Genomic DNA, 13,801 nt, shown 5'->3' on the forward strand with positions numbered 1-13,801 from the left:
GGTCGCTGGCAGAGCGGTCAGTGCATGGGGCACAAACAAAAAGGGCGCTACCCGGTAGCGCCCTTTCTGGGGAGGGGAGGATCAGCCCTGGTGACGAATCTTCTCGACGATGGCGGTGGTGGAGCTGTTTTCCACCAGGCCCAGCACGCGGACTTCGCCGCCGTAGGCCTTGACGATGTCGGCACCCACGACCTGATCGACGCCATAGTCGCCGCCTTTCACCAGCACGTCCGGGCGGACTTCGCTGAGCAGGCGCTCGGGGGTGTCTTCGGCGAAGCTGACGACCCAGTCCACCGCGCCGAGGCCGGCGAGCACGGCCATGCGGCGGTCGACGCTGTTGATCGGGCGGCCAGGGCCTTTCAGGCGGGTCACCGAGCCGTCGTCGTTGACCCCGACGATCAGGCGGTCGCCCTGGGCGCGCGCCTGCTCCAGGTAGGTCACGTGGCCGGCGTGGAGGATGTCGAAGCAGCCGTTGGTGAAGACGATCTTCTCGCCGTGGGCGCGGGCGTCCTCGATGGCCAGCAGCAGTTGGTCGAGGCTCAGTACGCCCCGCTCGGAGCCCTGCTCGCGCTGCACGGCGCGACGCAGTTCCGGGGCGCTGATGGCGGCGGTGCCGAGCTTGCCGACGACGATGCCGGCGGCGAGATTGGCCAGGGCCACGGCCTGCGGCAGGTCCTCGCCAGCAGCGATGGCGCCGGCCAGGGTGGAAATCACCGTGTCGCCAGCACCGGTGACGTCGAACACTTCGCGGGCGCGGGCCGGCAGGTGCAGGGCGCTGTGGCCGGGGCGCAGCAGGGTCATGCCGTGTTCGCCACGGGTGACCAGCAGCGCACCGAGCTCCAGCTCGGTCATCAGTTGCTGGCCCTTGGCAACCAGGTCGGCTTCATCGGTGCAGCGACCGACGATGGCTTCGAATTCGGAGAGGTTCGGGGTGATCAGGCTGGCGCCACGGTAGATGGCGAAGTCCTTGCCCTTGGGATCGGCCAGCACCGGGATATTGCGTTTGCGCGCGGCCTGGATCAGTGCCTGGTGGTTCTTCAGCGCGCCCTTGCCGTAGTCGGAGAGCACCAGCACACGGACCTGGTCCAGCAGCGCTTCGACATCGGCGGACAGCGCCACCGCGTCGGTGCGGAAGGCTTCCTCGAAGTCTACGCGCAGCAATTGCTGGTGGCGGCTCATGACCCGCAGCTTGACGATGGTCGGCTGGCCGGCGATGCGCTGGAAGCGGGTGGTCACGCCCACGGCCTGCAGGCTGTCGCTCAGGCTGTCGGCGGCCTCGTCGACACCAGTGACACCGACCAAGAAGGCCGGTGCGCCGAGGGCGGCAAGGTTCAGCGCGACGTTGGCGGCGCCGCCGGGGCGGTCCTCATGCTGCTCGACCCGCACCACGGGCACCGGCGCCTCGGGCGAGATGCGCGAGGTCGCGCCGTGCCAGTAGCGGTCGAGCATCACGTCGCCGACTACTAGAACGGGGGCCTGATCGAATCGGGGCATGGTCAATTTCATGGGAACTCCGCAGGTCGAAATCGCCGCGGATAATACCATAGCCGCCCGGTGCGACTTGCGCCGGTCAGGGCAGTCTGCGGACCCAGAACAGCTCGTGGCGACGCACCGCCTTGCGGAAGAACTCGTCGTCACCGGTGACCGGCCACTGGCGCCCGGCGAACACACGCTGGATCAGCCGGCGCAGGCGCTTCTTGCCGGTCAGCGGGGTCTGCAGATCGTGCTGCAGGGCCAGGGCCTGGGCTTTGTCGATGCGCGTCGCGGCATCCAGCACCGGGCTCCACAGCGGGTCGGCCGGCAATGCCTCGATACAAGGTGGCAGGGCGATACCGCCATCGGCCGGCCCCATGGGCCAGCGATCGTTATCGTGCAGGTGGTTGGCGTAAAGCAGCAGGGTCTGCGGCCGCCAGCTGCTGCGTTCGATGGCCTCCAGGGTCGCGCGGGTAGCGTGCACGTGGTCGGCGTGGGGGTCCAGCTCCGGGTGAGCGGTAAGGATCACCTCAGGGCGGATGTGTTCGATCAGTGTGGTGAGGTCAGCCACCAGGTTGAGCCAAGTCGGCGCACCGTCGCTGTCGGCCGGCAGCGCGAACGGATTGAAGCCGCGTACGCTGCGGATGTCGGTCTCGCCGGACTCCTTCGAGCCGAACGCCTGGCTCGGCTCGGCAGCCATGGCCGGCAGTTGCAGGCAGTAGTAGCCCAGTTGCACGCAACGCTCGGCCGGCACGCCACCCCAGAGCGGCGCAGCAATGCTGTCCCAGGTGCGCAGACGGCCCTTGAGTCTGGCAGCCTCGGCCTTGCCCAGCCCGAGACGCTGGTAGTGTTCGGCCTCGATCTCACCCTGGGTCAGGGTGACGATCCAGGCTTCCGGGCAACGGCTGTACTGGCCGAAGGCAGCCAGTTCGGCGTCATCGGCGTGAGGGGCGATGATCAGCAGGCGCTGCCGGGCGTAATCGGGGTTGTCGAAGGCATGCAGCACGCCCTGCTGCGCCAGCCGGCAATGGCGGCTGCGGATGCGCAGGTGCCCGGCACGCAATGCTGCGCCCTGGCCGGAGAGGTTGATGTAGCGCTTGCCGCTGACACCCCGTTCGAAGTCCTGGCGGTCGTTCTCGACGCCCTCGATCAACACCTGCGGATCGAGCCAGCGGCCGAGCAGCGAGGCTTTCACCTCGATCTCCAGCACCAGGGTCTCTTCCCGCTCCGGCAACGCGCCGGTGGCAACGTGCAAGCCGTGCGGACCCAGGGAGACCGGCAGCGCGACGGAGCCTTCGGGGAAGTCGTAGCGGTAGTCGTCGCGCGGCGAGTAGAACAGGTGATCGGCGAACCACGCCTCGTGGGCGACCCAGCCGAGCAACACGGCCAGCGGCACACTCCACCAGGGCGCGAAGATACCCAGCAGGATCAGCGCCAGCAGGGCGACGAGCAGAACCACACGCTTCTTGCGGCGGTGCTGTTTGAGCAGATGCTGTTTGCGGGCGGTCACGCGGGGATCTCTCTCAAGGCAAATGGTGGACGAGGTCCGCTCAAACGGTGAGGCTTGAGGTTCGGGTTCTCCCCTGTCCCTGAAGGACGAGGGGCCTTCAGACCTGGAACACCGGCACGCGGTGGCACCAGCGGTCCTTGTACTCGCGGTCGGCGCGGCCGAAGGAGTAGCGCAGCGGCTTGCCCAGCGCTTCGGCTTCGGCCCAGGCCTGCTGGGTATTGACGAAGCTGAGCACGCTGCCGGGGCTGAACTCGCGGTTCTCCGGCGCCACGCCGCCATTGATATATTCGACGCTGATCCATTTCGGCGCCTCGACCCTGTAAAGAATCTGGATCGCCACCGGCTCGCCGTCCAGGCGCACCAGCGAACCACGCATGAACTCACGCATCAGGCCGAATACCTCGGCCAACCGTGCCTTGCCCGGTACCTCGAACTCCCAGCGGCGCTGGAACAGGTCGGCATAGATGCTCGCCTGCTCCTCGGGGCTCAGCTCGCTCATCGGCTGCAGCACGCCGCCCGCCTCTTCCAGCAAACGCTGTTCGCGGCGCTGGTTGTAGCGGAATTTCTTCGAGAAATCCGCTGGCGCGCGATTCATCGCCAACTGCTCGGGTTGCTCACGGGCGTCGCTGACCTGCTCACGGTTCAGCTCCGAGAGATAGCGCACCTGATGGCGCAACTCGATGCGCGCGCCCTCGGCGATCGGCAGGATGATCTCGGCGTTGCCCAGGTCGAACAGCGCCTTCTTGCCTTCGCGCTTGAGCACGTCCTTGGACAAGGCCAGGTTGCGCCCCCACGTGGGCACGGCGGCGCGCAGTTCGTCGCCTTCGAACCAACCGAGGTAGCGCACCGGGATACCGGCCAGGGCGGCGAGACGTTCGACCACGTCCGGATGGGTCGCGACGCTGCCGCCGAAGCGCTGCCAGGCGGCGGCGTAATCGGTGGCGCTGAGGGAGGTCCAGCCGCGCTCGCGGAAGACGCGCAGGCGGTTCAGCATGGACGGCGATTCCCCACTGCCGTCATACCGGTTGCTCGACCGGTGCTTCTTCGGTCCCGTCGACCGGGTCGTCGGCGAACTGACGGGCGTGCAGACGGGCGTAGTAGCCGTTCTGCGCGATCAGCTCGTCGTGGCTGCCGCGCTCGACGATGTGACCCTGGTCCATCACCAGGATCAGGTCCGCCGCCTCGATGGTGCTCAGGCGGTGGGCGATAACCAGGGTGGTGCGACCTTCCATGACCTTTTCCAGGGCGGCCTGAATGTGCCGCTCGGACTCGGTGTCCAGCGCCGAGGTGGCCTCGTCGAGGATCAGCACCGGCGCATCCTTGAGCAAGGCGCGGGCAATTGCCAGGCGCTGGCGCTGACCGCCGGAAAGCATCACGCCGTTCTCGCCGACTTCGGTCTCGAAGCCTTCGGGAAGGCGGTCGATGAACTCGCGGGCAAAGGCGTCCTCGGCGGCCTTCTCCACCGCTTCGCGCGGTTTGCTGGCCAGGTCGCCGTAGGCGATGTTGTTGAGCACGCTGTCGTTGAACAGGTTGACCTGCTGGGTCACCAGCGCGATGTGTGTGCGCAGGTTGCTCAGTTTGTAGTCCTCGACATCCGTGCCATCGAGCAGGATCTGCCCTTCGCTATGGTCGTAGAAGCGCGGGATCAGGTTGGCGAGCGTCGACTTGCCGCTGCCGGAACGACCGACCAGCGCCACCATCTGGCCCGGCTCGACGCTGAAGTTCAGGTCGTCGAGGACCTTCTTCTGGGTACCCGGGTAGGTGAAGCTGAGGTTCTTCACTTCAAGGCGGCCCTTTACGCGGTCACGCTCGACGGTACCGTTGTCCACCTCGGGCTGTTCGTCGAGCTGCTCGAAGATGCTTTCCGCGCCGGCCACGCCCTTCTGGATGGTCGAGCTGACTTCGGAGAGCTGGCGGATCGGTTTGGGCAGCAGGCCGGCAACGGTGATGTAGGCGATCAACTCGCCGGCGGAGGCATCGCCGCGCAGCAGCAGCACGAGGTACAGCAGCACGGCCATGGCGCTGTAGATCACCAGTTGCAGCATGGGGGTGTAGACCGCCGAGGTCTTGTTCATGCGCAGGTTCTTGGCGGTGTTCTCGCTGCTTACATTGAAAAAGCGCGAGCGCTCGTAGGGTTCGCCACCAAAACTGCGAACCACGCGATAACCCTGAATGGTCTCCGAGGACACATGGGTCACGTCGCCCATGGCTACCTGGATCTTCTTGCTCTGCTTGCGGAACTTGCGGCTGGCACTGGTGACCATCAGGGCGATGACCGGCAGGATCGCCAGCATCACCAGCGTCAGGCTCCAGTTTTTGTACAACAGGTAGAGGAACAGGAAGACGACCGTCATGCCCTCGCGGATCACGACCTTGATAGCGTCGGTGGCGGCACCAGTCACCATGGTCACGTTGAAGGTGATACGCGAAATCAGGTGGCCGGAGTTATGTCGGTCGAAATAGCGGTTGGGCAGGGTCAACAGGTTGTTGAAGAGTTCGACCCGCAGGTCATGTACCAGCCCCAGGGAAACCTTGGCCAGAAAGTAGTTGCCGAGGAATGACCCGACACCCTGCCAGACGGCAATCAGAACAACCAGCAACGGCACGGCAAACAGCAACTTGAGGTCACGCAGCCAGACCCACTGCGAACGTGGGAAGAGCGACGCATTGGGGTTGTTCAGGCCATCGACGAAGTACTGGAGAATGGCTCCCAGCATCGGCTGAGTAGCGGCAAAGATCAGGAAGCCGACGATGCTGAGCAGGAACATCCCAATGTACGGGCGCACATAGGTCAGCAGTCGGAAGTAGATCTTCAGGCTGGAAGTTGCCTGGGGTTCTTTACCGGACATGTAGGAATCGCACGCTTAAAAGGTCGGCGATTATAACACAGCGCTCTCGTTTGCCCGGCGGCTGGGCTACTATAGCCGGCTATCGATTCAGGGACCCGTTATGCAAGACCTCGCTCTCTCCGCCTACGAAGCGCTGCGCGCCGGCGCCCAGGTGCTGGAAGCCGACAAGCATGGCGACAAGGTCCTGCGCCTGGCCGATGGCAACTTCCTCAAGCTGTTCCGGCGCAAGCGGCTGATCTCCTCGGCGGCGTTGTATCCCTATGCGCAACGCTTTGCCGACAACACCCAGGCCTTGCAGAAACTGGCCATCCCCTGCCCACGGATCATTGCTGTCTACCGCATCCCAGGGATCGCCCGCGACGCGGTGCACTACCACCCGCTGCCCGGTCTGACCTTGCGCCAGCTGATAAGCGCGGAGCATCCCCAGAAGCAGCTACGCCAGGACCTCGGCTCGCTCATCGCCAAACTGCATGATTGCGGGGTGTACTTCCGTTCGCTGCACCTGGGTAACGTCGTGCAGACCCCCGAAGGCGAACTGGGCCTGATCGACATTGCCGACATGAAGACCCAGCGCCGTGCCTTGAGCCGACTGCAGCGCAAACGCAACTTCGCCCACATGCTGCGCTACATGCAGGACCGCACATGGCTGCTAGCGGACGCTGGCGCCCAGCTTTGCCAGGGCTATCGACAAGCCAGCTCGATGCCCTGGCCACCTGGTTCCCTGGAAAAAACGCTCCAGCAACCCTAGATCAGGGCTGCTTCGCGCCGGCACGGCGCAGGACCACGTAGGTCTCGCCCTTGCGGTTGTGGAACTGTGCAAGCGGCACCAGGCCCTTTTTCTCCAGCGCGGGTAGTTGTAGCTTGGCCTTGCGCTTGAGGTCCAGGACGAAATACTCGTAGGCCCCCTTGCCCGTCCGCGCCAGCGCGTGATCACGGTCCAAACTTTCCCTGCCGTATCCCCAGCCTGCGTAGTAACTCACCCGGTTGTCGTCCTGGTACACACTTGCCGACCTCGGCAGATGCTCTCCCACCCAGTGGCCAGCATCGCGCAAGTGTGTCTTGGGCGCCGAGAGTGACACCACGTTAGCCATGGCTATCAACACCAGGATCGCCACCAGAGCGACGCGGATGCGCGGCCAGCGTTGCGCTATCAGACTCAGCCCCCAGGCAGCCCGTGGCAACAGAAGGAACGCGGCAAATGCCACGTAGCGGCTAGATAGAAACAGGTGGCTCAGTGCGAAGACCAGCAAAAGTGCGATGTAGCCAACGGCAGCGACATCCAGGAGCAGCCAGCGGTTTTCCCGCTCTCGCCACTGGGCAACGGCGCCCACGAACAGCGGCACCACCAGTACACCAAAAGCACTGAGTACCTTGCTCGCCAGGTAACCCAGCAGGCCGAAGAAGATGATCTGCGGGGCACTGTCGCGGGCGTATTCAAAGGGCATTGCTTGCGCCACGCCATCAGCGAACGCGTAAAAGTTGCGCAAGACGCTCGCCAGATCCAGGTAGTCCACCAGGCCGGCCACTCGCCCCTGGGGCAACAGGCCATGCCGGCCGACCCACAGCAACGCGCCGGCAATCACGCCCATCAAGGCCACCCCTACGGCGAAGCGCAAACCCCGACGCAAGGGGACCCCGCCGGCTTTCAGTACCTCCATCAGCGGCACGATCAGTAGCAGGTAGACGGCCTCGAAGCGGAAAGCCGCCGCCACAATGACGGCCACGCAAGCCAGTAGCAAACTGACAGGACGACGCTGCTGCAGCCAGCTCTGCATGTAGCACAAACCAACGAGCGAGAAGGCCCAGAAACCGTTTTCACGCAGGATGTCGCCGCGATACTCATTGAATGCCGGCACTGCCAATACGGCGAGGCAGGCCCAGGGCAGGGCTTGCGGGCGGAGTCGGCGGACAAAGTCGACGCAGGCGACGCAGGCGACTGCCGTGAGCAGCTCGCAGAACACTCGGGCGAGCAGTTCATAACTCAGCCCTGTCACCTGGCTCGTCACGCTCAGCAGTATGGAAAACCAGGGCCAGTCAAAGCGCTGCAACGCACCGGTGACACCCTGCTGCTGGTAAATACCCGCAAGATCCATGTACAGGGCCGCATCACGACCGATGATCGGGTTGCAGAAGGATGCAATCAATGACAAAACGAGGCTGGCAAAGAAAACGCACCACAGTAGCTTTCCTTCGCTGACCGCGGAAAAAATCGAACGCCCGACTACATGACTTCCCATGAAACCCTTCATCTCGGATATGAATCACCAGAAACGCAGCATTCAGCAGTTTCCTGCTCAAAGAATCAACCCGGAGCAAGCACTCTCCCTCGCCTGAAGTGTCGAAACAGCGCTGAACGTGGGTTTCCCCGGGCGGACTTCCACGACGGGCTCTGGCCGTCTGTAGAACCTTGGATACAAACCTTTCAACAGGATACTATTCGTCGCCCCGGAACGACTTGTGCAACCGCACTCGCGTCGAGTCACCTCGGGACCAAGCAGGCACAAGCCGCTGCGACTTAACTTGAATTTGCTGTGACGAACGCCCTCAAGCAGATCGCAGCCTCGCATATCCTGATGCCAGCTAGTGGATGGACAGCTACACAATGACGCGCCTCTCATGACAGCAAGACCCCTGATCAGCGTTGTAATTCCCGCGTACAACTATGCGCACGTGCTTCGTCGCGCCGTCGAATCCGTCGCAACTCAATTGGATGAGCACAGCGAGCTACTGATCATCGATGACGGTTCGTCGGACGCTACGCCGGCCCTGATCGAGGCCCTTCATCAGCAGTTCGGCAATTTCCGCAGCCTGCGCAAGGAAAACGGCGGTCTCGCCACCGTGCGCAATCGTGGAATTGCCGAAACCCGAGGGGACTACCTGATCTTCCTGGACGCCGATGATGAAATGACGCCCGGAGCCTTGAGAGCCGCACGCCAGCACATCGAGCAGTACCCGCACAGTCGCATGGTGATTGGCGGCTACCTGGCAAAGACCTGCGACAGGACGGTGGAGCGCACGCCTCAGGCGCTTCCGCGAACCCCGCAGGAGCGGGTACGCGGCTACCTGATCGAAAAGAATATCAACCTCTCCAATGGTGCCTGCGTCATGCATCGAGAGGTATTCGAGCGGGGCCTGTACCCGGAGAACTTCCGCAATGCCGAAGATATCCCGGTATTTGCGCAGGTGCTGGCTAGTTATCCCTGCACCATTCTGGAAAAACCCCTGGCTACCATCCACCGCCACGATGACAGCCTGCGCCACCAGTTCCACTACTCGAAGCAGATCGGCGTGGAACTGGTCGAGGAAGTCTTCCGGCGCCTTGATGGCGACTGGCAGCGACTGAGCAAGGCTTATTACACCCAACGCTGCCTGTCGCTGTTCCGCGAAGCCTACCTGACGGACGACGACCTCTCGGCCAAGCACTTCTTCCGCATGGCCCTCAAGCGCAATTGGCGCGTCATCTTCAAACTGTCTTATACCCGCAAGGCCGTGCGGCTCTGGCTCAATGCCAAGCGCAGGAAGAAGGTCGCCAGATAGTTTCTGGCGACCTGCTCGCCGGGCAAACGGGACAGACGGCCCGCCTGCCGCAGCGCTCACGGAAACCTAGAGAATGCCGTACTTGTCCAGCCAGGTGCGCAGTTGGGCAACCCTATGGAAATAGCGATTCTCTCGCTTGCCCATCGAGCGCTTGGGCGAGAACGGTTCCTCGGCAAACTGCCCATCGATGCGTACCCGCGAGGCGGTAGTATCCATCATGCAGACCCGCGCGCCGTAACGTTGCAAGGCGAACTTCAGCAGCCGCTCGGAGTGCAGAGAGCGGCCGCTCGCATCACAGAAGTTCAGCATCTCCTCGGCCCGGCAGCCGTACGCCCGGTATATCTCGCGACCGCAGATGGCAAAGCGGTCGTTGAGACCGCCCCACCATTGCCAGTTCGGCACGTAGACATTCCTGCGTCGCCGCTCCGTGTGGGCGAACACATACCCCGGCAATGGGTCATGGAAGAAGATGTCCGGGCGGACGTACACTACGAAATCCGGGTCAGTCGGGGCCAGCAGCGACGTCACCTGATGCAGAGAATTGAGCTGGTGGATCAGGTTGCGGATCGAGCGGAAATCATCTTTCCAGGTGTCCCCGCGCTGCTTGATCGCTTCGAAATTCCAGCGATCGAGACAGAGCTCCGGCTCTTCGATCAGGCCGGTCATATCCTGGAAAGGGGTGAAGTTCTCATCGCCGAGCACCCCGGCCTCGCCAGAACGCGGATTGAAGACCTCGCGCAGGCGATAGAGATGGTAGAAGCAGGACACCTGCGCGTCGGCGGGAAGAACCTGCAGGATGTTGCGCTGGATCTGGGGGAAGCAGAGCTCGGAATTGCGTGGAATACCAAAGAAGGCGACGGCGATCTTCACGACCAGACTCCAGCGAAAAGGCTCGACTGATAGCCACTCATTTGGCTTTCTTCCCTTTGAAACGCAATGGCCACCACCAGCGCTTTCCGGCGCTTTCCAGGGCAATCACACGCACGCGGGATGCATGCATCCAGGCGCGCTCGTAGTCCCAGGCATGCCCGTTCCACAGAGTTCCCGCCTCGTTGGAGAAGCCCAGGGCGAACAACTCGTAGGTATAACCGGGCCTGCCCAGCAACCAGTCGAACACCACCATGGCGTTGAAGCCGGTGGAAGGGCCGGCGAACGGCTTGCCGCTGGGGCGCATGCGGGGATAGTCGAGCAGGGTCGGCAGCGGGATGCGATCTTCGTAGATCGCCACCCGCGGCAACGCCGACATCGGGTTGACCACCCCCACCAGCAAGGTGAAACAGCGATCCGGAGACTGCTCGAACAACCTTGTGATGCATGGACGACACGGCAATCCGAAGAAGTGGAATTCCTGGCCGTGATAGCCATGGACAAACACGTTGACCGTCTCGGCACTCAGCAACTCTGCTTTGACAGCGGTATTGAAGCTCACCACGACATCGCGCGGGCCGAGGGCCAGGGCGTCAAAATCCCCGGCACTGATGGCAGGGTTGTTCGCGACCAGGATGACTCGCTCGGCGCGACGAAGCAGAACCTTCAACTCCGGCGGCAGGTTGTCTTCCACCCACTGCGCTGCATGACGACTCTGACTCACGATCGACCTTTCGCCGCGACACCACGGTACAAATGCTGCATTGGCATCCTCTCAGCCCACCCGGAAGCCAAAGCGCATGCGAGCCCACCAGCGGGTCAGCACTCCGGGCATCGACCAGCCTTGCATAGGCTCGGCGATGGCCGCCGCCAGGTCCTTGCCGACCCGGGCGAAGGTGTAGCGCTCCTCGACGAATGCCTGGCCGACCTGGGCAATCCGCTGGGCCAGTTCAGGGTCGGCCTGAAGCTGCCGGATCTTCTCCACGGCTTCGTCAACCGAGCGATAGAACACCACGTTGTGCATATCCTCGAAGCCCAGCAGGCGATCTTCCTCTCCCTGGCTCCACGCCAGCAGGACGCAACCACAGGCCATGGCCTCGAAGTTCTTGATCATGAACTCGCCCATGCCGATATCCGCGCTGACGAAGATCGCGATGCGATTGAGGGTCTCCAGATACTCCGCTCCGGAAGCGGTGCGAGTGATGAGCATCGGCACACGTTCTGCAATGCTCTCCAGCATCTCCTTGCGCTGGCTGTACTCGCTGCTCTTCAAGCTGCCGAGGAAGCCGACCGGGATATCCCGCTCGCTGCCGATATTGCGCAGCATCTCCTCGTCATAACCCTTGGAGACGAAGCGCACATCGACCCCCTCGTTCGCCAGACGCTGGGCAACCAGCGCTCCCGACACGAGGATGCGCGCCCCTGGGAGCTTGTGCAGCAGGGCCGAGTACTTGCCGCGATACTTACTGCCGGGCATGTAGTTCTGGTAGGCGTCGTGCTCGAGAATCACCAGGTTGGGCAGGCAGCGCAGTACAGCGAGTTGAGGCACCATGCGCTTGAGGCGCGAGAAGATCACGATCCGGTCGAAACGACGGTAATCGGCGGCGATGAGGTAGGGCCCCAGGTTCATCTGCTGCGCCTTGCTCAGTCGATGAATCTCGCACTCGGAGCAATTGCTCTGGATGACTTCATAAAGACGATCGAGGATGACCCTCTGCTCGTCCATCACCATCAACATCACTTTCACGACGTGTCTTCCCGACATGGAAACCGGCCCCTGGCGGAGCCGGCTGGAAACAGCCTGGCAGACTCAGTCGGCGGGGCTGGCGGCGGTGCCATCCTTGACCACCAGGATGTCCTGCATGATCAGGTACTGCAGGTCCGAACCGTAGAACATGTTCAGGGCGTCGGTCGGCGAGCAGATCATCGGCTCGCCACGGCGGTTCAGCGAGGTGTTGAGCGCCACGCCGTTGCCGGTGAGCTTCTCCAGCTCCTTCATCATGTCGTAGTAACGCGGGTTGAACTCGCGCTTGAGCACCTGGGCGCGCGAGGTGCCGTCTTCGTGGACGACTTCCGGCACGCGGGTCTTCCACTCTTCGTTGACTTCGAAGGTGAAGGTCATGAACGGCGCCGGGTGGTCGATCTTGAACATCTGCGGGCCGACGGTATCGAGCATCGACGGGCAGAAGGGCCTCCAGCGCTCGCGGAACTTGATCTGCGCGTTGATGCGGTCAGCCACGCCAGCGATGCTAGGGCAACCGATGATCGAGCGGCCGCCGAGGGCGCGCGGGCCGAACTCCATGCGGCCCTGGAACCAGGCTACTGGATTGCCTTCGACCAGCACCTTGGCGATGTGCTCGGGCACATTGTCGATCTTGCGCCATTGCGGCTTGGCCTCGTGGCGGGCGCAGGCGGCGATGACGTCTTCGTTGCTGTATTCCGGGCCGAGGTAGACATGTTCCATCTTCTCGACCGGTACGCCACGCTCCCAGGACACATAAGCCGCCGCGCCAACCGCGGTGCCGGCGTCGCTGGCCGCGGGCTGCACGTACAGTTCCTTGACCTCGGGACGGGCGATGATCTTCTGGTTGAGCTTGACGTTCAACGCGCAGCCGCCGGCGAAGGCGACCTTGCCGGTCTCGCGGATGATGTCGCCCAGGTAGTAATCCATCATTTCCAGCGCCAGCTTCTCGAACAGCGCCTGGATGCTGGCGGCGTAGTGGATGTAGGGATCGTCGGCGATGTCGCCTTCACGCTTGGGACCGAGCCACTCGATCAGCTTGGGCGAGAAGTAGTAACCCTTGCCCTTCTCCTTGTAGCGACGGAAGCCGATGACGTTGGCGTAGTCGGTATTGATGATCAGCTCGCCGTTCTCGAATTTGGCCAGGCGCGAGAAATCGTACTTGCTGGCATCGCCGTAGGGCGCCATGCCCATGACTTTGAACTCACCGTCGAGCATGTCGAAGCCGAGGTACTCGGTGATCGCGCCATACAGGCCACCCAGGGAGTCCGGATCGTAGAACTCCTTGATCTTGTGGATCTTGCCGTTCTCGCCGTAGCCGAAGAAGGTGGTGGCGTACTCGCCCTTGCCGTCGATCCCGAGGATCGCCGTCTTCTCCTTGAAGCCCGAGCAGTGGTAGGCGCTGGAGGCGTGGGCCAGGTGGTGCTCGACCGGCTGGATCTTGACCTTCTTCAGGTCGAAGCCCAACTGCTGCAGGCACCACTGGATTCGCTTGTAGTAGCGGTGGTAGCGGCGGTTGCCGAGCAGGATGGCGTCCAGCGCGCGGTCCGGCGCGTAGGCGTAGCGCTTGGCATAGTGCCAGCGGGCCTTGTCGAAGATGCTGATGGGGGCGAAGGGAATGGCCACCACGTCAACGTCCGACGGTTTGATCCCGGCCTGTTCCAGGCAGAACTTGGCCGACTCGTAGGGCATGCGGTTCTTCGCGTGCTTGTCGCGGACGAAGCGCTCTTCTTCGACGGCCGCGACCAGCTTGCCGTCGATGTACAGGGCGGCGGAAGGGTCATGGCTTACGGCGCCGGACAGGCCGAGGATGGTCAATGCCAC

11 protein-coding genes are annotated in these 13,801 nt (G+C 63.2%); 2 read left to right on the forward strand and 9 right to left on the reverse strand.

From position 1 onward, the window contains the following. Positions 1-81 precede the first annotated feature (81 nt). The 4 genes from hldE to msbA form a co-directional block, all read right to left on the reverse strand. Positions 82-1,506 (reverse strand): bifunctional D-glycero-beta-D-manno-heptose-7-phosphate kinase/D-glycero-beta-D-manno-heptose 1-phosphate adenylyltransferase HldE, encoded by a 1,425-nt coding sequence (gene hldE, locus LDJ84_RS27115; RefSeq protein WP_024764284.1) that lies wholly within the window; start codon positions 1,504-1,506, stop codon positions 82-84. Positions 1,507-1,570: 64 nt separating this feature from the next. Continuing rightward, complete coding sequence (locus tag LDJ84_RS27120) at positions 1,571-2,983, reverse strand: PIG-L deacetylase family protein (RefSeq protein ID WP_065085591.1); 1,413 nt, start codon at positions 2,981-2,983, stop codon at positions 1,571-1,573. A gap of 97 nt (positions 2,984-3,080) precedes the next feature. Next, positions 3,081-3,977: a GNAT family N-acetyltransferase gene (locus tag LDJ84_RS27125; protein ID WP_065085592.1), complete on the reverse strand. Its 897-nt coding sequence runs from the start codon at positions 3,975-3,977 to the stop codon at positions 3,081-3,083. A gap of 22 nt (positions 3,978-3,999) precedes the next feature. Beyond that, on the reverse strand, positions 4,000-5,832 hold the full coding sequence (msbA, locus tag LDJ84_RS27130; RefSeq protein ID WP_065085593.1) for a lipid A export permease/ATP-binding protein MsbA: 1,833 nt from the start codon (positions 5,830-5,832) through the stop codon (positions 4,000-4,002). 100 nt (positions 5,833-5,932) lie between these two features. Between msbA and LDJ84_RS27135 the strand changes: the two genes are divergently transcribed. Continuing rightward, the gene (locus LDJ84_RS27135) at positions 5,933-6,580 is read left to right on the forward strand and encodes a lipopolysaccharide kinase InaA family protein (RefSeq protein WP_024764281.1); all 648 of its coding nucleotides are present in this window, start codon (positions 5,933-5,935) and stop codon (positions 6,578-6,580) included. A gap of 1 nt (position 6,581) precedes the next feature. On the opposite strand, the gene LDJ84_RS27140 is transcribed toward LDJ84_RS27135, so the two are convergent. Then, complete coding sequence (locus LDJ84_RS27140; protein ID WP_141678475.1) at positions 6,582-8,081, reverse strand: hypothetical protein; 1,500 nt, start codon at positions 8,079-8,081, stop codon at positions 6,582-6,584. Positions 8,082-8,502: 421 nt separating this feature from the next. Here LDJ84_RS27140 and LDJ84_RS27145 point away from each other — a divergent pair, with 421 nt between their 5' ends. Next, positions 8,503-9,369, forward strand: coding sequence for a glycosyltransferase family 2 protein (locus LDJ84_RS27145; RefSeq protein ID WP_318784711.1), 867 nt, complete (start codon positions 8,503-8,505; stop codon positions 9,367-9,369). Positions 9,370-9,435: 66 nt separating this feature from the next. Here the strand turns inward: LDJ84_RS27145 and LDJ84_RS27150 are convergent, their stop codons facing one another. The 4 genes from LDJ84_RS27150 to LDJ84_RS27165 all read right to left on the reverse strand — a co-directional run bounded on the left by LDJ84_RS27150 (position 9,436) and on the right by LDJ84_RS27165 (position 13,801). Beyond that, complete coding sequence (locus LDJ84_RS27150; RefSeq protein ID WP_169887132.1) at positions 9,436-10,239, reverse strand: hypothetical protein; 804 nt, start codon at positions 10,237-10,239, stop codon at positions 9,436-9,438. A gap of 37 nt (positions 10,240-10,276) precedes the next feature. Beyond that, a complete protein-coding gene (locus tag LDJ84_RS27155) occupies positions 10,277-10,930 on the reverse strand; it encodes a hypothetical protein (RefSeq protein ID WP_226045614.1) in 654 nt (217 codons plus the stop codon). Between the two features lie 81 nt (positions 10,931-11,011). Further along, positions 11,012-11,983 (reverse strand): glycosyltransferase, encoded by a 972-nt coding sequence (locus tag LDJ84_RS27160; RefSeq protein ID WP_065085595.1) that lies wholly within the window; start codon positions 11,981-11,983, stop codon positions 11,012-11,014. A 63-nt stretch (positions 11,984-12,046) separates the two neighbouring features. Further along, positions 12,047-13,801: a carbamoyltransferase gene (locus tag LDJ84_RS27165; RefSeq protein WP_024764275.1), complete on the reverse strand. Its 1,755-nt coding sequence runs from the start codon at positions 13,799-13,801 to the stop codon at positions 12,047-12,049.

Source organism: Pseudomonas sp. HS-18, from assembly GCF_020401845.1.
Taxonomy (GTDB): domain Bacteria; phylum Pseudomonadota; class Gammaproteobacteria; order Pseudomonadales; family Pseudomonadaceae; genus Pseudomonas; species Pseudomonas nitroreducens.